Annotated in this window: 23 protein-coding genes; 8 read left to right on the top strand and 15 right to left on the bottom strand. The window is 65.0% G+C overall.

Features of this window, described 5'->3' with window-relative positions:
* Positions 1-2 precede the first annotated feature (2 nt).
* The 3 genes from EPK82_RS06515 (at position 3) to hemE (ending at position 2,516) form a co-directional block, all read left to right on the top strand.
* Positions 3-911, top strand: a complete 909-nt coding sequence (locus EPK82_RS06515) for an ABC transporter ATP-binding protein (protein WP_134676104.1) — start codon at positions 3-5, stop codon at positions 909-911.
* On the top strand, positions 904-1,344 hold the full coding sequence (gene cynS / locus EPK82_RS06510) for a cyanase (RefSeq protein WP_037049821.1): 441 nt from the start codon (positions 904-906) through the stop codon (positions 1,342-1,344). The genes EPK82_RS06515 and cynS overlap by 8 nt, the downstream gene beginning before the upstream one ends.
* Positions 1,345-1,448: 104 nt before the next feature.
* Positions 1,449-2,516: a uroporphyrinogen decarboxylase gene (gene hemE, locus EPK82_RS06505; RefSeq protein ID WP_134676103.1), complete on the top strand. Its 1,068-nt coding sequence runs from the start codon at positions 1,449-1,451 to the stop codon at positions 2,514-2,516.
* Between the two features lie 36 nt (positions 2,517-2,552).
* On the opposite strand, the gene EPK82_RS06500 is transcribed toward hemE, so the two are convergent.
* On the bottom strand, positions 2,553-2,888 hold the full coding sequence (locus tag EPK82_RS06500; RefSeq protein ID WP_244229867.1) for a DUF2141 domain-containing protein: 336 nt from the start codon (positions 2,886-2,888) through the stop codon (positions 2,553-2,555).
* A 179-nt stretch (positions 2,889-3,067) separates the two neighbouring features.
* Here EPK82_RS06500 and EPK82_RS06495 point away from each other — a divergent pair, with 179 nt between their 5' ends.
* Genes EPK82_RS06495 through EPK82_RS06480 form a run of 4 tightly spaced genes read left to right on the top strand, consistent with a single transcriptional unit; the run spans position 3,068 to position 6,557 of the window.
* A complete protein-coding gene (locus EPK82_RS06495) occupies positions 3,068-3,985 on the top strand; it encodes a dialkylrecorsinol condensing enzyme (RefSeq protein ID WP_134676102.1) in 918 nt (305 codons plus the stop codon).
* A 19-nt stretch (positions 3,986-4,004) separates the two neighbouring features.
* Entirely contained in the window at positions 4,005-5,162 is a 1,158-nt protein-coding gene (locus EPK82_RS06490) for a beta-ketoacyl-ACP synthase III (RefSeq protein ID WP_134676101.1), read from the top strand.
* Complete coding sequence (locus EPK82_RS06485; protein ID WP_134676100.1) at positions 5,152-5,559, top strand: hypothetical protein; 408 nt, start codon at positions 5,152-5,154, stop codon at positions 5,557-5,559. The genes EPK82_RS06490 and EPK82_RS06485 overlap by 11 nt, the downstream gene beginning before the upstream one ends.
* On the top strand, positions 5,556-6,557 hold the full coding sequence (locus EPK82_RS06480) for a BtrH N-terminal domain-containing protein (RefSeq protein WP_134676099.1): 1,002 nt from the start codon (positions 5,556-5,558) through the stop codon (positions 6,555-6,557). Before EPK82_RS06485 ends, EPK82_RS06480 begins: the two co-directional genes overlap by 4 nt.
* A gap of 18 nt (positions 6,558-6,575) precedes the next feature.
* On the opposite strand, the gene EPK82_RS06475 is transcribed toward EPK82_RS06480, so the two are convergent.
* From EPK82_RS06475 to EPK82_RS06450, 6 genes are read right to left on the bottom strand one after another with little or no spacing between them, the layout of a single operon-like run.
* Entirely contained in the window at positions 6,576-7,136 is a 561-nt protein-coding gene (locus tag EPK82_RS06475) for a hypothetical protein (protein WP_134676098.1), read from the bottom strand.
* Positions 7,133-8,242 (bottom strand): beta-ketoacyl synthase N-terminal-like domain-containing protein, encoded by a 1,110-nt coding sequence (locus EPK82_RS06470; protein ID WP_134676097.1) that lies wholly within the window; start codon positions 8,240-8,242, stop codon positions 7,133-7,135. The genes EPK82_RS06475 and EPK82_RS06470 overlap by 4 nt, the downstream gene beginning before the upstream one ends.
* The gene (locus EPK82_RS06465; protein ID WP_134676096.1) at positions 8,239-8,505 is read right to left on the bottom strand and encodes an acyl carrier protein; all 267 of its coding nucleotides are present in this window, start codon (positions 8,503-8,505) and stop codon (positions 8,239-8,241) included. Before EPK82_RS06465 ends, EPK82_RS06470 begins: the two co-directional genes overlap by 4 nt.
* A complete protein-coding gene (locus EPK82_RS06460; RefSeq protein ID WP_134676095.1) occupies positions 8,487-9,677 on the bottom strand; it encodes an ABC transporter permease in 1,191 nt (396 codons plus the stop codon). The genes EPK82_RS06465 and EPK82_RS06460 overlap by 19 nt, the downstream gene beginning before the upstream one ends.
* Positions 9,674-10,558 carry an ABC transporter ATP-binding protein gene (locus EPK82_RS06455; RefSeq protein ID WP_134676094.1) on the bottom strand — a complete coding sequence of 295 codons (885 nt, stop codon included), beginning with the start codon at positions 10,556-10,558 and terminating at the stop codon, positions 9,674-9,676. Before EPK82_RS06455 ends, EPK82_RS06460 begins: the two co-directional genes overlap by 4 nt.
* Entirely contained in the window at positions 10,551-10,955 is a 405-nt protein-coding gene (locus tag EPK82_RS06450) for a hotdog family protein (RefSeq protein WP_134676093.1), read from the bottom strand. Before EPK82_RS06450 ends, EPK82_RS06455 begins: the two co-directional genes overlap by 8 nt.
* Before the next feature lie 73 nt (positions 10,956-11,028).
* Between EPK82_RS06450 and EPK82_RS06445 the strand changes: the two genes are divergently transcribed.
* A complete protein-coding gene (locus tag EPK82_RS06445; protein ID WP_134676092.1) occupies positions 11,029-11,583 on the top strand; it encodes a methyltransferase family protein in 555 nt (184 codons plus the stop codon).
* Between the two features lie 64 nt (positions 11,584-11,647).
* Here the strand turns inward: EPK82_RS06445 and EPK82_RS06440 are convergent, their stop codons facing one another.
* From EPK82_RS06440 to EPK82_RS06405, 8 genes are read right to left on the bottom strand one after another with little or no spacing between them, the layout of a single operon-like run.
* Complete coding sequence (locus tag EPK82_RS06440; RefSeq protein ID WP_134676091.1) at positions 11,648-12,085, bottom strand: excinuclease; 438 nt, start codon at positions 12,083-12,085, stop codon at positions 11,648-11,650.
* 21 nt (positions 12,086-12,106) lie between these two features.
* A complete protein-coding gene (locus EPK82_RS06435; protein WP_134676090.1) occupies positions 12,107-12,529 on the bottom strand; it encodes a hypothetical protein in 423 nt (140 codons plus the stop codon).
* Entirely contained in the window at positions 12,526-13,758 is a 1,233-nt protein-coding gene (locus EPK82_RS06430) for a beta-ketoacyl-ACP synthase (RefSeq protein ID WP_134676089.1), read from the bottom strand. The genes EPK82_RS06435 and EPK82_RS06430 overlap by 4 nt, the downstream gene beginning before the upstream one ends.
* Positions 13,758-14,486 carry a 3-oxoacyl-ACP reductase FabG gene (gene fabG / locus EPK82_RS06425; RefSeq protein WP_134676088.1) on the bottom strand — a complete coding sequence of 243 codons (729 nt, stop codon included), beginning with the start codon at positions 14,484-14,486 and terminating at the stop codon, positions 13,758-13,760. The genes EPK82_RS06430 and fabG overlap by 1 nt, the downstream gene beginning before the upstream one ends.
* A complete protein-coding gene (locus EPK82_RS06420) occupies positions 14,479-14,943 on the bottom strand; it encodes a hotdog family protein (RefSeq protein WP_134676087.1) in 465 nt (154 codons plus the stop codon). Before EPK82_RS06420 ends, fabG begins: the two co-directional genes overlap by 8 nt.
* Positions 14,940-16,127, bottom strand: coding sequence for a beta-ketoacyl-[acyl-carrier-protein] synthase family protein (locus tag EPK82_RS06415; RefSeq protein WP_134676086.1), 1,188 nt, complete (start codon positions 16,125-16,127; stop codon positions 14,940-14,942). The genes EPK82_RS06420 and EPK82_RS06415 overlap by 4 nt, the downstream gene beginning before the upstream one ends.
* Positions 16,127-16,624, bottom strand: coding sequence for a DUF3261 domain-containing protein (locus EPK82_RS06410; RefSeq protein WP_134676085.1), 498 nt, complete (start codon positions 16,622-16,624; stop codon positions 16,127-16,129). The genes EPK82_RS06415 and EPK82_RS06410 overlap by 1 nt, the downstream gene beginning before the upstream one ends.
* Positions 16,621-17,343 carry a class I SAM-dependent methyltransferase gene (locus EPK82_RS06405; protein WP_134676084.1) on the bottom strand — a complete coding sequence of 241 codons (723 nt, stop codon included), beginning with the start codon at positions 17,341-17,343 and terminating at the stop codon, positions 16,621-16,623. Before EPK82_RS06405 ends, EPK82_RS06410 begins: the two co-directional genes overlap by 4 nt.
* Positions 17,344-17,356 lie beyond the last annotated feature (13 nt).

Below are 17,356 nucleotides of genomic sequence, written 5' to 3'. Positions count from 1 at the left end.
CCATGTCCCGTTATTTTCTCGATGCGCGGTGCCTGGCCAAGCGCTTCGCGCAACCCGGCACGGAGCCGCTGACGGTGTTCGAGGATGTCAGCTTCGGCCTCGAACAGGGTGAGTTCGTCTGCATCATCGGCCACTCAGGCTGCGGCAAGTCGACCATTCTCAACGCCCTGGCCGGGCTCGACAGCTTCAGCGAAGGCACCCTGGAAATGGCCGGCAAGGAAGTCGCCGGGCCGAGCCTGGAGCGCGGCGTGGTGTTCCAGAACTACAGCCTGCTGCCCTGGCTCAGCGCGCTGGAGAACGTCGAGTTCGGCGTGCGTGCACGCTTCCCCGAGTGGTCCAGGGAGCAACGCCGCGCGCACAGTCACAAGTACCTGGAGATGGTCGGCCTGGGCGGCTCCGAGGCGCGCAAGCCGTCGCAGTTGTCCGGCGGCATGCGTCAGCGCGTGAGTATCGCCCGCGCCTTCGCCACCCAGCCGCAACTGCTCCTGCTCGACGAGCCGTTCGGCGCGCTGGATGCCCTGACCCGGGGGGTGATCCAGGACGAGCTGATCAAGATCTGGAGTGCCACCCGGCAGACGGTGTTCATGATCACCCACGATGTCGACGAGGCGATCCTGCTCTCCGACCGCATCCTGCTGATGACCAACGGCCCGCAGGCACGCATCGCCGAGTCGGTACGCATCGACCTGCCACGCCCACGACAGCGCGACCAGGTAATCCACCACCCGGCGTACTACCGCATTCGCAATCACCTCGTGGACTTCCTGGTGAACCGCTCGCACGCATTGCGCGGCTGCACCCTGGCCGACGAGCAGGGCTTCCCGCCCGAGATCAACCCCGCCCTGGAGGAGCCAGCCGCTGCTACCAGGGTCGTACCTCTGACCCCTGTGAAGGAGTTTCACCATGGATAAACAACAGATGCGCAGCACCATCAACGCCGCCAGGGAGCGCCTCGGTCTCGACTGGGCAGCCCTTGGCCAGGGTATCGGCATGTCGCCGGTGTGGACCACCTCGGCGTGCCTGGGCATGAACAGCATGCCCAAGGCACAGGCCGACGCCCTGTGCGAGATGCTGGAACTGCCCGAGGAGGTCTCGGCGGCGCTGCAGGCCTTCCCGCACAAGCATTGGGACAAGGCCATTCCCACCGACCCGCTGATCTATCGCTTCTACGAGATGATCAACGTCTACGGTGAGACCATCAAGGAACTGATCCATGAGGAGTTCGGCGACGGCATCATGAGCGCCATCGACTTCAGCATGGACATTTCCCGTGTCGCCGATCCCAAGGGTGACCGCGTGCAGATCGTGCTCAACGGCAAGTTCCTGCCCTACAAGGCCTGGTGAAACGGCGCGGCATATGGTCGCGATGGACGAAAGGCACGGCACCCGCCGTGCCTTTTGTTTTGCGCTCTGCGAAAATGCCCGCACTTTTTTTCCAGGACTCTGCCATGACCGCCCTGAAGAACGACCGTTTCCTGCGCGCCCTGCTCAAGCAACCTGTGGATGTCACGCCGATCTGGATGATGCGCCAGGCCGGCCGCTATCTGCCGGAATACCGCGCGACCCGGGCCAAGGCCGGCGACTTCGTGAGCCTGATGAAGAACCCGGAGCTGGCCTGCGAGGTCACCATCCAGCCGCTGGATCGCTATCCGCAACTGGACGCGGCGATCCTCTTCTCCGACATCCTCACCATCCCCGATGCGATGGGGCAGGGGCTGTACTTCGAGACCGGCGAAGGTCCGCGTTTCAAGAAGGTGGTCAGCAACCTGGCCGACATCGAGGCGCTGCCGGTCACCGACGCGGAGAAGGACCTGGGCTACGTGATGGACGCCGTGCGCACCATCCGCCGCGAGCTCGGTGGTCGGGTGCCGCTGATCGGTTTCTCCGGCAGCCCGTGGACGCTGGCGACCTACATGGTCGAAGGCGGCTCGAGCAAGGATTTCCGCAAGACCAAGGCCATGCTTTACGACAACCCGCAGGCCATGCATGCGCTGCTGGACAAGCTGGCGCAGTCGGTCACTGCCTACCTGAACGGGCAAATCCTGGCGGGGGCGCAGGCGGTGCAGATTTTCGACTCCTGGGGCGGCGCGCTGTCGGCAGCGGCCTATCAGGAGTTCTCCCTGGCCTACATGAAGAAGATTGTCGCTGGCCTGATCCGCGAGCATGAAGGTCGCCAGGTCCCGGTGATCCTGTTCACCAAGGGCGGCGGGTTGTGGCTCGAGTCGATGGCCGACAGCGGCGCCGAAGCCCTGGGCCTGGACTGGACCTGCGACATAGGCAGCGCCCGCGCCCGCGTCGGCGCCAAGGTGGCACTGCAGGGCAACATGGACCCGGCGGTGCTCTACGCCAAGCCCGAGGCGATCCGCGCCGAAGTGGCGCGCATCCTGGCGGCCTACGGCGCCGGTAGCGGCCACGTGTTCAACCTCGGCCACGGCATCACCCCGGAAGTCGACCCGGCCCATGCCGGCGCCTTCTTCGAGGCCGTGCACGAGCTGTCGGCGCAGTATCACCACTAAATCGCTTGCCGGCGGGATGCGGCGACTCCGTTCGTGTTAGCGGTCCCCTTTGCGCGGCGTGTTCGGCGCCAGGCGCTCCTGCTTCTTGCGCGGTGGATGCAGGCGTACGCGGATCACGCTATCCGTCATGCCGTGTTCGAACTGGCTGTCCTGCGGGGAGGGCTTGCCGCCGAAGAGCGCCGGGTTGCGGGAAAAGCCCACCGGCTCCTGGGGAATGCCGCGTGGGCTGACGTCCAGCAGGCCGTTGCCATTGCTGTCCTCGAACAACTGCACGGCATAGCGTCCCGGAGGCAGGTCCTGCAGGCGCAGCGGCATTTGCGTACCGTGCAGCTCGCGCAGGCTGGGCTGCCAGTCCGGCTGATCGGCTGGCACCAGTGCGAGATACAGGGCTGCCTGAGGGGCCTTGCCCTCTACCTCGATCAGCAGGTCCGCTGCTTGCAGCGTTTGGCACGCGAGTAGCAGAACCAGTAGGCATGACTGGCGCAGGCAGGTTACGGTTTGAAGAAGTCTCTGTGGCATAATTCGGACATTTTGCAGGGAATGCGCCGCGAATGCGTCATGTTTTAGTCGTCCATTTTTCCCAGACTGGCCAATTAGACCGCTTGGCGCAATCGGTCTGTGCGCCCCTGCGCGAACACGATGGCATCGAGGTGGATTTTCTCGCGCTCGAACCCGCCGAGCCGTTTCCCTTTCCCTGGCCGTTTCTCGGCTTCTTCCGTATCTTCCCGGAAACCGTCCTGATGAAGCCGCAGCCGTTGCTGCCGCTCGCGGTGGACAGCGGAAAACGCTACGACCTGGTGATCCTGGCCTATCAGGTCTGGTTTCTGTCGCCCTCGCTGCCGTGCACCAGCTTTCTCGCTTCAGCCGAAGCCGCGTCCCTGCTGAAGGACACGCCAGTGGTGACCCTGATCGGTTGCCGCAACATGTGGCTGATGGCCCAGGAGAAGGTCAAGGCGCGCCTTCAGGCGCTGGGCGCACGACTGGTGGACAACGTCGTGCTGACTGATGCCTGTGGTACGGCAGCGAGCTTTCTGGCCACGCCGCTGTGGATGTTCACCGGCCGCCAGAAGCCCTACAGCTGGGTGCCGCGTGCCGGTATCGACGAGCAGGAACTGGCGGCAGCGAGTCGTTTCGGCGACGCGATGACACGCCGGCTGCTTGCTGACCAGCAGCCCATCGAGGCACCGATGCTCGCCGGTCTGGGCGCGGTCAAGGTGGACGAGAAGCTGATCGCCAGCGAGAAGGTGGGCAATCGCAGCTTCACCCTGTGGAGTCGCCTGTTGTCCGCTCTCGGGCCGCAGCAGAGTCGCCGGCGAGGTGTCGGGCTGGTGGTCTATATCGTTTTTCTGCTGTGCCTGATTCTCACCGTGGTGCCGATCACGGCGCTGTTGAAGAAGTTGCTGGCGCCGCTGTTCAAGGCGCGTATCCAGCGAGAGAAAGCCTACTTTGCCGGCCCGTCCGGCGAGTGATGTGACCCGAGGTATTGCAGTGGCTCACCCCGTATTCATCAATCGCATCAGTGCATACCTGCCGCACGATCCCGTGGACAACGAGCAGATGGAGACGCGCCTCGGCATGGTCGGTGGCAAGCCATCGCGGGCGCGCAAGCTGGTGCTGCGTCGCAACGGTATCCAGCAGCGTCACTATGTGATCGACCCCGGTACCGGCGAGCCGAGCATGAGCAATGCTCAGCTCAGTGCCGAGGCCATCCGTGCGTTGCAGGGCGAAGGGTTCGCGCTCGATCAGCTCGACTGCCTGGTGGCCAGCACCTCGTCGCCTGACCAGGTGATGCCGGGGCATGCGGTGATGGTGCATGGCGAGCTGGGCAATCCTTCCTGCGAGGTGGCGACCACGGCAGGTATCTGTCTGTGCGGCATGACGGCATTGAAGTACGCCTGGATGAGCGTGGCCAGCGGCGAGAGCCGCAGTGCCGTGGCCTGCGGTTCGGAGGTCGCCTCCACGTTGATGCAGGCGCGCAATTTCAACGCCGAGTACGAAAGCCGTGTCGAGGAGCTGGAGAACCATCCGGAGATCGCCTTCGAGAAGGACTTTCTGCGCTGGATGCTTTCCGACGGCGCTGGTGCCGTGCTGCTCCAGGGCCAGCCGAACGCTGTCGGTCTGAGCCTGCGTGTCGACTGGCTGGACATCTATTCCTTCGCTGACCAGATGCCGGCGTGCATGTATGCCGGTGCCGACATGGAAGCGGGCGGCTTGCGTGGCTGGAGCCACTACGACGCCGAGGCACGTGCGAAGCAGTCGATCATGGCGATCAAGCAGAACGTCAAGCTGCTCAACGAAAACATCGTCAAGTACACCGTCGAGGAGGCGCTCAAGCGCATCATGGCGCGCCGCGAGTTGCGCGTCGCCGACATCGACTGGTTCCTTCCGCACTATTCCTCCGAGTTCTTCCGCGAGCCGCTGGCCGCAGGGCTGGCCAACGTCGATCTGCCGATTCCGCAGGCGCGCTGGTTCACCAACCTGACCAGCAAGGGCAACACCGGAGCGGCCTCGATCTTCATCATTCTCGAAGAGCTGTTCAACGGCGGGCGCTTGCGCAGTGGCCAGCGCCTGCTCTGCTACGTGCCTGAAAGTGGGCGCTTTTCGAGTGCGTTCATGCACCTGACGGTGGTTGGCGATGAAGCTTGACGAAGTCCCCCAGGACCACAGCTCCACCTATGGTGGCCACAGCAAGCTGGTCTACGCGGTAGATGAGAGCGGGCACTATCAATGTGCGCAAAGTGATGGCTGGGAGCCGGAGGCTTACGCTACCCGGCTGGCGGTCGCCGAGCTCGAGGCCCAGGAGGCCGAGGCCCTGGCGCAGTGGCGGCGTGGAGAGCTGTCGCCACTGAAGTGCCTGATGTATCGCTATCGCATGGATGAGCCGGCATTGGCTCAGATCACCGGGTTGTGGCAATGGCGGGTACGCCGCCATTTTCGTCCGGACATCTATCGTCGCCTGAGTACCTCGGTGCTGGCGCGCTACGCCGAGGCTTTCGGCCTGACCGTCGACGAGTTGCGTCGCTACCAGAGAGAGTTGCCATGACTGCCTTCCAGCACCGCCAGAGTGCCCACTGCGAGAGCGGTGTCATGGCCAGCCTGCTGACCCATGCCGGTTTGCCGATGAGCGAGCCGATGGCATTCGGCCTGGCCTCCGGTCTGGCCTTCGCTTATCTGCCGATCGTCAAACTCGGCGGCATGCCGTTGATTGCCTACCGCATGCCGCCGCGCCACCTGATCAAGACCCTGAGCAAGCGCCTGGGAGCAAGGTTGACCAGTCGCACCTTCGCCAGCCCGGAGCAGGGCCGGATCGCGCTGGATGCGGCGCTGGACAGTGGCCGCCTGGCCGGTCTGCAGAGCTCGGTGTTCTGGTTGCCGTATTTCCCGCCGGAAATGCGCTTTCATTTCAACGCCCACAATCTGCTGGCCTACGGCCGCGATGGTGACGAGTACCTGCTCAGCGACCCGGTGTTCGAGGCGCCCGTGCGCTGTGCCGGCGCCGACCTGCAGAAGGCCCGTTTCGCCAAGGGTGCGCTGGCGGCCAAGGGGTTGATGTACTACCTCGATGACGTGCCGCCGGAGCAGGACTGGGAGCGCCTGATTCGCCAGAGCGTGCTCTCCACCTCACGCATCCTCGATGGCATGCCGTTGCCGTGGATCGGCATTCGCGGCATCCAGCATCTGGCCAAGTGCGTCGAGAAACTCGACCCCGCGCAGACCAAGTACAACCGCCTGTACCTCACCCACATCGTGCGCATGCAGGAAGAGATCGGTACCGGCGGCGCCGGCTTTCGCTTCATGTACGCCAGTTTCCTGCAGGAGGCCGGCGAAAAGATCGGTGACGCCAGCCTGCTGGAAGCCTCGACGCGTCTGACCGCGGTGGGCGATGACTGGCGCCAGTTCGCGTCGGCCTGCGTACGCGCCAGTCGCAGCACGGGGGAGGTGGCGGATTTCCGGCCGATCGCCGACAGGTTGCGGGCGATCGCCGATCAGGAGCGGGTGTTGATGAAAGAGCTCGGCGCCTGGTCCAGGCGCAAGGGCTGAAGCAGGATGGGGTGCGCGTCAGCCACCCTGCATCTGCAGGCACAGCACCTGAGTGCCGGCGCTCAGCTCGTCGAAGTCCCGTGCATGTGTGGCGCCGTCGAGCAACACGGCCTGGGCCAGGAAGCTTCCGTTCTCGTTGATCACTGCCAGCAGTGCCTGGTCGATCAGGCCGTCCGCCAGATCCAGCGCCGCCAGCGCCTGCAGTTGTGGCCAGACCCTGGTGCCGGCGCCGATGAACAGGTTCGGACCGTCCAGCCCCAGCTGCGCAGCGATGTGGAAGCCGGCGGCGTTGCTCACGCTGTTGACGAACTCGAAGGGTTTCGGCTGGCGCTGGTGAACGCAAACGGCATCGAGCAGCGCCCCCATGGTGGCGCGGTCCGGGTGGCGGGAAGCCAGGTACAGGCCGCAGCGTTTGTGCGCCTTGGCCTTCAGCGGCGCGGTGCAGAGCAGGGCCTGCAGGATCATGCGGTCTATGCGCCGCGGCGGCGTCTGCAGCCACTGGCCCAGCGCCGCTTTCAGTTCCTTGTCGGTGCAGGCGGCATCACCGCTGACGCTGCAGGCTGCGATCACCCGTTTCATCGCTCGCCTCCCGGGCAGCCTTGCAGCACCAGGCTGGCATTGTTACCGCCAAAGCCGAAGAAGTTCGCCAGCAGCAGGCCGTCCGCAGCCATGCCGGTCGCTTCGCTGGCAAGAGGCAGGATGGCTTCGCCGGCGTAGTCCAGGCCGGGCAGGCAGGCGAGGTTGTTCATGAGCAGCAGGGTCTCACTGAGGCCGCAGGCCCCCAGGGAGTGACCGAGCCAGGGTTTGAGTACACAGAGACGTGGCAGCCGGTCGGCGAACAGCAGGCGCACACCGTTGCTCTCGGCTCGGTCGTTGGCGCCGGTAGCGGTGCCGTGCAGTTTGACCAGTTCGATCTCGTCGGCCCCTATGCCAGCGCTGCGCAGGGCTTCGCGCATGACCCAGTCGATATGGCTGCCGTCTTCGCGGGTGGTGGTCAGGTTGCTGGTATCGCAGGCGCTGAAACCGCCGAGCAGTTTCGCCAGAGGGGCGTCACCGGGCGCCGGTGACAGCAGCGCGGCCGCATAGGCTTCACCGAGAACCAGGCCATCGCGCTGCGGGTGGAACGGCCGATAGTCGCCGCTGGGGCTGGTCAGGTCGAGTGCCCCGAAACCTTGCTGGGCAATGGCGCTGGGCGTTTCGAACGCCAGCACCAGCACGCGCCGGTACAAGCCGGCCGCGAGCATGCGGGCACCGTACAGCAGGGCATTGGCGGCGCTGGTGCAGGCGGTATTCAGGGTGAAAGCGTCAGCGAAGCTCCAGCGTTGCTGCAGCGCGGCGGCCAGCAGGTCGAGTGAGGTCGAATGCTCGGCCTGGAAGCCTCCCTGCGTGGCTGCCAGTGTTTCCAGGTCGTTGATATCGAGGCTGGTGCTGGCGATGATCAGCAGGCAGTCGTGCAGATCGCTCGTGTCTTGCTCCAGGGTCTCGAGGATCAGGCGATCGAAGCGCTGGTCGAGACTTTCCTGGCTCCCGCTGACCCGCAGGTAGGCGCGCGGCTGCTGCAACTCATGCAGTTCGAATGACGACGGCACGGGGCGTGAGCCCTGCTGCAGAGCCCTGCTGGCCGTGCGCAGGTCAGGCCCCAGAGCGCTGTGCAGAGCGCCACGCTGCAGGTAGATGGGCGTCACTGCTGTTGCCGGATGAACGCCGCGATGCTGGCGATGCTGTTGAGGATGCGTCGCCCGTCCTTGGCGCCTTCGATGCGTACGCCATAGTGCTGTTGCAGGGCGAGCGATACCTGTAGGGCATCGAGGCTGTCCATGGCGATGCGGCTCTGTTGGCCGAACAGGGGCTCGTCATCCTCGATGCTCTGCCAGTCGATGTCGTCTTCCTTGTCGCATTCACGGATCAGCAGTTGCTTGAGTTCTTGTTCTAGTAGTGTGTGGTCCATTGCGTTTGCTGCACTCGTTTGCGGAACAGGAAAAGCCCGACGCTGCCCAGCAACAGGGCGAACAGCAGAAGGCGGGCACAGTCGGGCGCGATATCGGCAAGGCCGCCCTGGCCCACCAGCAGGGTCAGGAACGCGTCCAGCGCCCAGCTCATCGGGGAAACTTCTGCCAGCTGGCTCATGGCCTCGGGCATCACGCTCTTGGGCACCATGATGCCGCCGATTGCGGCGAGGATGATATTGATGCCGCCCCCCAGCAGCAATGCCTGCTCGCCGCTGCGCGCCAACGCCGCCAGCAGCAGCCCGAGGCTGCAGGCCGCCAGGCTCAGGCTCAGGGCGAGCAGAAGATAGGCCAGTACCGAGCCCGGCAGCTCGAGGCCGGCAAGTCCGAGCCAGGGCAGGGCATGCACGCCAATGCTCAGCAGCAGCGCGAACTGCAGCAGATTGATGCTGATATAGGGCAGCAACTTGCTCAGCAGCAGACTGGACGGGCTCAGGCCCAGGGCGCGGAAGCGGAGCAGAGCGCCGCTCTGTTGTTCGCGCTGGAAACCGCCCGCCATCGGCAGGGCGACGAAGAACATGCCGAAAATCAACCAGGCCGGCACGCTCAACTGGCTGGCGTTGGCCTTGCCGCTGAGTTCGCCGCTGGCCAGTACCTGCAGTTCGCGGATCTGGCTTTGCGTGCGCTGACGAATCAGCTGCAGACGCTGCTCTGCGTCCAGGTCTTGCCCCAGCGCATTGCTGTCTTCCAGGTAGGCGAGCAGGCGGGTCTGGGCCAGGGCGATATTGACCGCGGCGCGCAGGCGCTGGCGGGTCTGTCTGTCGACGCGTGCCGGATAGGTCAGCACCGGACCGATATGCGGAGTGTCCAGCAATGTTTCGGCGAAGTCGGCGGCGAGGATGATATGCGGCAGGGCTTCGTCGCTCCGGGCGAGCACCCGGCTGCCTGGCAATTGTTCCTGCAGGGCCTGCCGGAAGAAAGCACTGGCTTCACCAGGTTGTGGGGCCTCGAGCACCAGATCCAGCGCCGGCGGCTGGTCGCTCAGGTAGTTGGACAAGGCCGCCGCCATCAGCAGCAGAAACAGGACCGGCATGATGAACAGCACGGCCAGCGCGTGCGGGTCGCGCAGCAGCAGCAGGTATTCCTTGCGGATCAGCGCCAGCATGGGGCTCATAGCCGGCCTCCGTTGAGGCTCAGGTAGAGCTGCTCCAGTGACGGCCGGCCGAAGCGCAGCAGGCTTGGGGGCTGGGCCTGGACGCAGACGAACTGGGTGATGGCCTGCAACTGCGTGGCATCGAGGTCGCTGATGCGCACTCCGCCTGGCAGGGGCTCGGCGTGCAACTGCAACTGCGCGAGCAGTTCGCTGAAACCGTCCGGCACCTGTTGCGGCCATTCCAGCTGCAGGCTGTGGCCGGCATCGAGCAACTGCTGTTTGTCCACGTCGAGCTGTACGCGGCCCTCGTGCAACAGCAGGATGCGGCTGGCCACCCGCTCGATCTCGTCCAGGTAGTGGCTGGTGTAGATCACGCCGTGGCCGTCGCCGGTGAGCCGTTCGACGGCGTCGAGCAGCAGTTGTCGGCTGCTGGCATCGACACCCACGGTGGCCTCGTCGAACAGGTACAGGCGCGCAGGCTGGAGCAGGCCGATGGCAAAGTTCAGGCGCCGCTGCTCGCCGCCGGACAGGCGCGCGGCGCGGCGGGTCAGCTTGTCCTCGAGTGCCGTGCTGTGGATGCACAGCTCCAGGCGCAGGCGCCGCCGGGCGCCTTGCAGGCGGTGGAGATCGGCGAACAGCGCCAGGTTCTCGGCAACCGTCAGTTCCGCGTAGAAGGCCAGCTGCTGCGGCACCAGGCCCAGGCTGCGCGGGCCGTCCCAGCGAATGTCGCCGTGCTGCATGGCCAGGGTTTCGCTGAGCAGGGCGAGCAGCGTGGTCTTCCCCGCTCCGTTGCTGCCGAGCAGACCCAGGCACTGGCCTTCCTGCAGCTGCAGGTCGATGTTCTGGAGGGCCGGGCTCTGTGCGCCCGGATAGCGAAAGCTGATGTTGCGCAACTCAAGCATTGACGAGCACCAGCAGCAGTTTGCCGTCGATCAGTGGTTGCGTGCCGGCGTGGATGGCAAAGGCGTAGAGCGCGCCAGCCGGGCTCAGGGCTTCCTGTCGGGCACTGACCAGAAGCGGCTCGTCACGGCGTGTGAGCGGATACAGATACAGCTGGGAAAGTTTGCCGACCAGGGCCATTTCGATGGCATCGGTCTCGCCGTATAAGGCACCATGTGCCGCGCAAAGCTGGGCGGCGGCTTCGAACAGCAGGGCGGGAGAGGCATCTTCGCCAAGCTTGTCGAGATGATGCCAGCCGCTCAGGCCGCGAATGCCATGGGTATCGTGATCGATCAACGCATCCAGCCAGAGCGCGTCGCCCTGATGCGGCAGCAGTGAGTGCAGTTGGGTGCGATCCATGGCGACGGGTCAGGGCGTACGAGCGACGCAGTGTAACAGAGGGAAGCGCCCCACGGGGCAGAGGGAGGACCGAGTGACGATCTGGCAGGTGGTGGCTTTTGTGATACTCAGCGCGGTGCTGCTGGGGATTTCCTGGCGCACGTTGGGCAATCCGCGCAGCCATGGTTTCTATCGCTTTCTCGCCTGGGAAGTGATGCTGGTGATGCTGCTGTGCAATGCGCCCTACTGGTTCGGTGATCGTGGCGAGCTGCATCAGCAGGTTGCCTGGGTGCTGCTCAGCCTGTCGCTGCTGGTGCTGTTCGCCGGGGTGTATCAGATGCGCCGCTTCGGGCGGGCCGGAGAGCAGCGCCAGGATGACGAGCTGTTCGCCTTCGAGCGCACCTCCAGGCTGGTGACGGGCGGTGTCTTCCGCTACATCCGCCATCCGATGTACTGCTCGCTGCTACTGCTGGCCTGGGGCATCGCCTGCAAGCGCATCGATGCGATGATCCTGCTGCTGGCCTCGCTTTCCAGCGTGCTGCTGTGGTGCGCGGCCCGTTGCGAGGAGCGCGAGTGCCTGGCGTACTTCGGTCAGCCCTACCGCGACTACATGAGGCGCAGCCGCATGTTCGTGCCGTTCGTGTTCTGAAGCGGCCATCGCCGGCCCCTGAATGAAAAGGCCACCATACGGTGGCCCCGGTTGCAACACAGGATTACTTCACCTTGGCGTATTTGGCCTTCAGTGCGACACCCGCCATGATTGCGCCGGCGTGGCATTCGTACTTGGTGTCGTCACGGTATTCCTTGTTCTTGTAGTTGCTGGCCAGGTCGACCACCGCGTTGGCGCCGGCGGCCTTGGCAGCGTTCTGCAGCTTGATCAGGGCGGACTGCAGCACCCAGCTGCAGGCGGCTTCGTCGGTCTTGTTGAAGGCGTTGGTCTTCTGGCTGGTGGTGACGTTGGCGTTGATGATCTGCGCGCCAGCCGGGGTCTTGTTCAGGTAGAACTTCACCGAGCCGTCGAGGCGGCCGGCCTGGATGGCTTCGTTCACCACCGTCTGAAAGTCGAGGAAATGCGCGGTATCACGCGCCTGGCTGATGCCGGGCAGCAGGCTGGCGCAGAAGACGGTGGCGATCCAGTACTTGTGTTTCATCAAGCTCTCTCCTTGGTGATGTTATTGCAACGAGCCGTTGAGGTTTTGCGCGATGCGGACTTCCTGCAGGATCACCCGGTTGAGCTTCTTCACCAGAGCGTTGTAGCGCTTGTGAATCTTGCCATCCGCGTAGTCCAGATCGTGGCTGTCACGATAGCGGATGTCATAGCGCCCGCCTGCGTAGTCGATGGTAATGGAGGCACTGTGCTGGCGGAAGTCGATGCGGGCCAGGATGCGATTGGCTTCCTCCTCCTCGATCGTCCACTTGGCCCGTGTCAGCGCCCGGATCAGCGGCGTGCGCAGCTGCTCGTCGTTCAGTGTGGTCGTGGCGGGCAGTTGCTGGTGCACGGTCAGGATCGGTTGCACACGGCTGCAGGCGGCGAGGCCGGCGAGCAGCAGGATGAAGACAAGGCGTGACAGGGTTCGGGTGGTCATCAGGTTCATGGTTGGCGCCAGCGTTTGAAGATCAGCGAGGTGTTGACCCCACCGAAAGCGAAGTTGTTGTTCATCACGTACTCGTGACGCATGCTGCGGAACTCGCCGCACAGGTAGTCCAGCTCGCCGCACGCCGGGTCGACGTGATCGAGGTTCAGGGTGTGCGCGTAGCTGTCGGCGTTCATCATTTCGATGCTGAACCAGGACTCCAGTGCGCCGCAGGCTCCGAGTGTATGGCCGAAGTAGCTCTTCTGCGAGCTGATCGGCATGCGTGGGCCGAACAGGCTGCTGGTCGCCTGGGTCTCGGCCACATCGCCCTGCTCGGTGGCTGTACCGTGACCATTGACGTAGCCGATCGCCGAGGGCTCGAGGCCGGCATCATCCAGTGCCAGCTGCATGGCACCACGCATGGTTTCCTGCACGGGTTTGGTGGCGTGCTGGCCATCGGCGTTGCAGCCGAAACCGACGATCTCGGCGTGGATGGTGGCGCCACGGGCGAGGGCGTGTTCGAGCTCTTCCAGTACCAGGATGCCAGCGCCTTCGCCGATCACCAGGCCATCACGACCGCTGTCGTAGGGGCGCGGACTGGTATGCGGGGCGTCGTTCTTCAGGCTGGTGGCATACAGGGCGTCGAACACCATCGCTTCGGTGGGGCAGAGCTCCTCGGCGCCGCCGGCGAGCATCATCTTCAGACGGCCGAACTTGATCGCCTCATAGGCATAGCCGATGCCCTGGCTGCCACTGGTGCAGGCGCTGGACGTGGGGATCAGGCGACCCTTGAGGCCGAAGAAGATGCTGATGTTGGCCGCCGTGGTGTGCGGCATCATGCGGATGTAGGAGTTGGCGTTGAGCCCATCGGCCACCGAGTTCAGCAGCATGTTGCCGAACGCCTTGACTTCCTCGGTACTGCCGGTGGAAGACCCACAGGCCACGCCCATGCGTCCGTCGGATATGCACGGATCACCGAGCAGGCCGGCCTGTTCCAGGGCACGTTCGGCGGCGAACACGGCCAGCTTCGATACGCGGCCCATACTGCGCGTCTGCTTGCGGTTCCAGTGCCTGGGCTGGAGGAAATCATCCACAGGCCCGCCCAGACGGGTGTTCAACTCGGTGAAGCGATCCCACTCGTCCATGCGCCGGATGCCGCTCTTGCCGGCCTTGAAGTTGGCCGAAATGGTCGGCCAGTCGCTGCCCAGCGAGGTGATGCCGGCCATGCCGGTGACGACTACACGTTTCATCAGCACAGACCACCATTGACCGCGAGTACCTGGCGGGTGATGTACGCCGCCTCCTCGGACATCAGGAAGTTGACGGCGCCGGCCACCTCTTCGGGGGTGCCCATGCGCGCCGCAGGAATCATCTTGAGAATTTCCTCCACCGGCACCAGTTCGTCGAGAATCTCGGTGTCGATCAGCCCTGGAGCCACGCAGTTGACCGTGATCTTGCGCTTGCCCAGTTCGATGGCCAGTGCCTTGGCCGCACCGATGATGCCGGCCTTGGAGGCGCTGTAGTTGACCTGGCCACGGTTGCCGACCAGCCCTGAGACCGAGGTGATGCAGACGATGCGCCCGGCGGCGCGGCGGCGGATCATCGGCATGGTCAGCGGATGCAGGACGTTGTAGAACCCGTCCAGGTTGGTGCGCAGCACCTGATCCCAGTCGTCCTCGGACAGGGCCGGGAAGGCACCGTCACGGGTCAGGCCGGCATTGCACACTACGCCGTAGTAGGCACCATGCGCCTCGATGTCGCGCTCCAGGGCCGCGCGGCAGGCAGCGCGGTCGGATACATCGAACTGCAGGATGCGCGCCTGGCGGCCCATTTCGAGGATTTGCCCCTGCACGGCTTCGGCTTCATCGCGGCGCGAGCGGCAGTGCAGGACGATGTCGTGGCCCGAGCGGGCCAGGCGCAGGGCGATGGCCCGGCCGATGCCGCGGCTGGAGCCAGTGACGAGAACGGTTTCAGTCATGGGATTGTTCTTGCGGTTCTTGTAGATAGACCGCCGGTTGCGGCGGGCGGAATACATTGAGGCGAGCTTCGGCATGGATGGCGGGGCCGTCGAGATGACACTCGAACACGCCCATGCCGTTTTCGTCCTGCAGCGAGCACAGGGCGCGGATGCGCAGCTCGCTGCCAGCCGGAAAACGCTCGACGTTGCAGGCATACTTGCGCGTGCCCAGCAGAAAACCAAGCTCTACAGGCTGGCCTGCGCGCTTGGCCTGGATGCCGGCGAATGCGGCGATGGCCTGGGCCATCAGCTCGATGCCGCTCCAGGCCGGCAGGTTGCCGTCGCTGTCGCTGAGCAGGCTGTCCGGACGGACCACCAGGCGTACCTCGATCGCTTCCGTGTCGCAGCTCAGCACTTCATCGAGCAGCACCATGTTGCCAGCGTGCGGCACCAGCTCGGCTACAGGCCACAGGTTCATGGGGCATCTCCGAGAATCAGTGCGATGTTGTTGCCGCCGAAGGCGAAGGAGTTGCTCATCAGGTGCCGGCCTTGCTGACGTTGCAGGCGCTCACCCGGCCGGGTCAGCTGCAGTGGTTGCAGCAGCGGGTCAGGGTGTTCGTCCCAGAGGTGAGGGGGCAGCAGGGCGTCGGGGTTGTGCTCGCTCAGGGTCAGCCAGCAGAAGGCCGCCTCCAGTGCGCCGGCAGCGCCCAGGGTATGCCCGGTCATGGGTTTGCTCGAGGAACAGGCCACTCCAGCGGGGAACAGGCTGTGCACGGCTGCGCTTTCCATCGAGTCGTTGTGTCGGGTCGCGGTGCCGTGCAGGTTCAGGTAGTCGATCTGCTCGGGCGCCAGCCCGGCGTTGCTAAGGGCTTTCTGCATCGCGCCGAGTGCCCCGAGACCGTCCGGGTGCGGGGCGGAAATATGATGGGCGTCGGAACTGGCGCCGCCGCCGAGGAAGGCGATGGGCGCATGCTCGCGGCTCATCAGGAACAGCGCGGCTGCTTCGCCGATGTTGATGCCGTTGCGATTGGCCGAGAAAGGGTTGCAGGGTTCGGCGGCTACCGCTTCGAGCGACGAGAAGCCATTGAGCGTCAGGCGGCACAGGCTGTCCACGCCGCCGCAGATCACTGCGTCGCAAGTGCCTTGCTGCAGCAGGCGATGGGCGCTGAGCAGCGCGCGGGCGCCGGATGTGCAGGCGGTCGACTGGCAGTAGACGGGACCTGCCAGGCCCAGCCAGTCGGCGAGGAAGGTCGCCGGCGCGGCCATTTCCTGCTGGGCGTAGCTGTATTCGCGCGGCAGCTCACCGTCCCGGACGTAGCGGGCTATGTGCTCGCCCGCCTCGCGAATGCCTGACGTACTGGTGCCCAGCACCAGGCCGACGCGTGTGCTGCCGTAGCGCTCGATCGCCGCACGCAGTTCGGGCTCGATCTGCAGTGCTGCGGCCAGCAGCAACTGATTGTTGCGGCTGTGCATGGCCTCGAAGCCGGCAGGCATGGCCGGCAGTTCGGCATGCACGGCACCCACGGTCAGCTGGCGCCCGCTCACCCAGCCATCTTCCGCGCGCATGCCGCTGCTGTCGCCAGCGAACAGCGCATCGGCCACGGCCTGTTTGCCGGCGCCTAGGGCGCAGACAACTCCGAGTGCGTTGAGGTAGCTGGGCATCAATTACGTTCTTCCTGGTTCAGTACGCTTATCCGGTAGCTCAGCCCGGGCCTGTCGAGGCTGAAGCTCAGCGGGGCGCTGTAGTTTACCTGCCAGTGCGGCGTCAGATCGCGCCCACCGTCGGCTCGCCGCAGCCAGGTGCCGGCGGGGTAGCTGTGCGGCAATGCGGCGGCGTCACTGAGGGCGAACAGCAGGGCGGCGAACAGTTCCCTGGCTTCCGGGTTGGGTGGCAGCAGGCCGTCATTCTGCCACGTGCCGGCTTGCAGGCGCTGGCGAGCCAGGGGAATCCCCAGTGGGTCGAGCAGTGACCAGCGCAGGACCTGGCCTTCGCGCTGGATCACCAGCAGCCAGTCCTGCCGCCCATCGCTGTGCTGGCGCTGGATCTGCAGCGTCAGTGGCAGTGGCGCGACGAGTGGTGGCGGTACTTCGGGCAGCGGGGTACGCGCGGCACAGGCCGCGAGCAGAAGGCTGGCGAGAAGCAGAACGATGCGGCTCATAGCGGTTTGCGTGCCACCACGTTGAGCAGGGTCTCGTCGCGCTGGCCCACCGGCTTCGGCCGCATCAGTCCCCAGCGCTCGAGCAGTCCGAAGTCCCTGGAGCGACTCCACCACAGGTACGGGTAGGAGACGTCATTGTCGGTGAACTCGAAGCCCTGGGCGGCGAGCATGTCCAGGTACTGCTGGGCGCTGCGCTGCACGTGCATCGGATGGCGGAACAGCCAGCGGATCACCCAGGTGTCGATGTAGTACTTGGTCGACTCGGCCAGCAGCAGCCGACCGCCGGGTTTGAGCACGCGCCAGAATTCGCCGAGAGCCTTCTCCTGCTCCACCAGGTGGTGCAGCGTCTGGTGACAGAACAGCAGGTCGACGCTGTTGTCGGGCAGGTCGATGGCGGCGCAGTCGCTGGCTACCAGCTCGACCTCCAGGTCCAGTTGCTCGGCTTCACGGCGTGAGCAGTCGAGGCTATGCGGGTCGGCATCCAGGCCAATCATGCGGGCCGGTGCGAATGCCTGCTGCAGCAGGCGGAAAGAGCGCCCCTGGCCACAGCCGGCATCGAGCAGCACCGCTGCCTGTGGCAACGGCTCACCGACCAGGCGCAGCAGGTCGTTGATCGCCACGCGCAGCACATGGTGTTGCCACACATGGCTTTGCAGGAACCAGAAGCCGAAGCGTGTTTCCTCGACGTAGGTGGGCGAAACGGGTGGGGCGCTGTTCATCGACGTTCCTTTG

The organism is Ectopseudomonas khazarica (assembly GCF_004521985.1).
Taxonomy (GTDB): Bacteria; Pseudomonadota; Gammaproteobacteria; order Pseudomonadales; family Pseudomonadaceae; genus Aquipseudomonas; species Aquipseudomonas khazarica.
The sequence above is the reverse complement of the archived record's forward strand: the minus strand, read 5'-3'. Positions and strand labels throughout refer to the sequence as shown.

Coding starts and splice junctions, on each gene's coding strand:
- cynS (WP_037049821.1), top strand. CDS start 904: ATGGATAAACAACAGATGCGCAGCACCATCAACGCCGCCAGGGAGCGC.
- EPK82_RS06495 (WP_134676102.1), top strand. CDS start 3,068: ATGCGTCATGTTTTAGTCGTCCATTTTTCCCAGACTGGCCAATTAGAC.
- EPK82_RS06465 (WP_134676096.1), bottom strand. CDS start 8,505: ATGGACCACACACTACTAGAACAAGAACTCAAGCAACTGCTGATCCGT.
- EPK82_RS06515 (WP_134676104.1), top strand. CDS start 3: ATGTCCCGTTATTTTCTCGATGCGCGGTGCCTGGCCAAGCGCTTCGCG.
- EPK82_RS06475 (WP_134676098.1), bottom strand. CDS start 7,136: ATGAAACGGGTGATCGCAGCCTGCAGCGTCAGCGGTGATGCCGCCTGC.
- EPK82_RS06460 (WP_134676095.1), bottom strand. CDS start 9,677: ATGAGCCCCATGCTGGCGCTGATCCGCAAGGAATACCTGCTGCTGCTG.
- EPK82_RS06410 (WP_134676085.1), bottom strand. CDS start 16,624: ATGAGCCGCATCGTTCTGCTTCTCGCCAGCCTTCTGCTCGCGGCCTGT.
- EPK82_RS06435 (WP_134676090.1), bottom strand. CDS start 12,529: ATGAACCTGATGACCACCCGAACCCTGTCACGCCTTGTCTTCATCCTG.
- EPK82_RS06480 (WP_134676099.1), top strand. CDS start 5,556: ATGACTGCCTTCCAGCACCGCCAGAGTGCCCACTGCGAGAGCGGTGTC.
- EPK82_RS06420 (WP_134676087.1), bottom strand. CDS start 14,943: ATGAACCTGTGGCCTGTAGCCGAGCTGGTGCCGCACGCTGGCAACATG.
- EPK82_RS06405 (WP_134676084.1), bottom strand. CDS start 17,343: ATGAACAGCGCCCCACCCGTTTCGCCCACCTACGTCGAGGAAACACGC.
- EPK82_RS06455 (WP_134676094.1), bottom strand. CDS start 10,558: ATGCTTGAGTTGCGCAACATCAGCTTTCGCTATCCGGGCGCACAGAGC.
- EPK82_RS06430 (WP_134676089.1), bottom strand. CDS start 13,758: ATGAAACGTGTAGTCGTCACCGGCATGGCCGGCATCACCTCGCTGGGC.
- EPK82_RS06415 (WP_134676086.1), bottom strand. CDS start 16,127: ATGCCCAGCTACCTCAACGCACTCGGAGTTGTCTGCGCCCTAGGCGCC.
- EPK82_RS06440 (WP_134676091.1), bottom strand. CDS start 12,085: ATGAAACACAAGTACTGGATCGCCACCGTCTTCTGCGCCAGCCTGCTG.
- EPK82_RS06485 (WP_134676100.1), top strand. CDS start 5,152: ATGAAGCTTGACGAAGTCCCCCAGGACCACAGCTCCACCTATGGTGGC.
- hemE (WP_134676103.1), top strand. CDS start 1,449: ATGACCGCCCTGAAGAACGACCGTTTCCTGCGCGCCCTGCTCAAGCAA.
- EPK82_RS06450 (WP_134676093.1), bottom strand. CDS start 10,955: ATGGATCGCACCCAACTGCACTCACTGCTGCCGCATCAGGGCGACGCG.
- fabG (WP_134676088.1), bottom strand. CDS start 14,486: ATGACTGAAACCGTTCTCGTCACTGGCTCCAGCCGCGGCATCGGCCGG.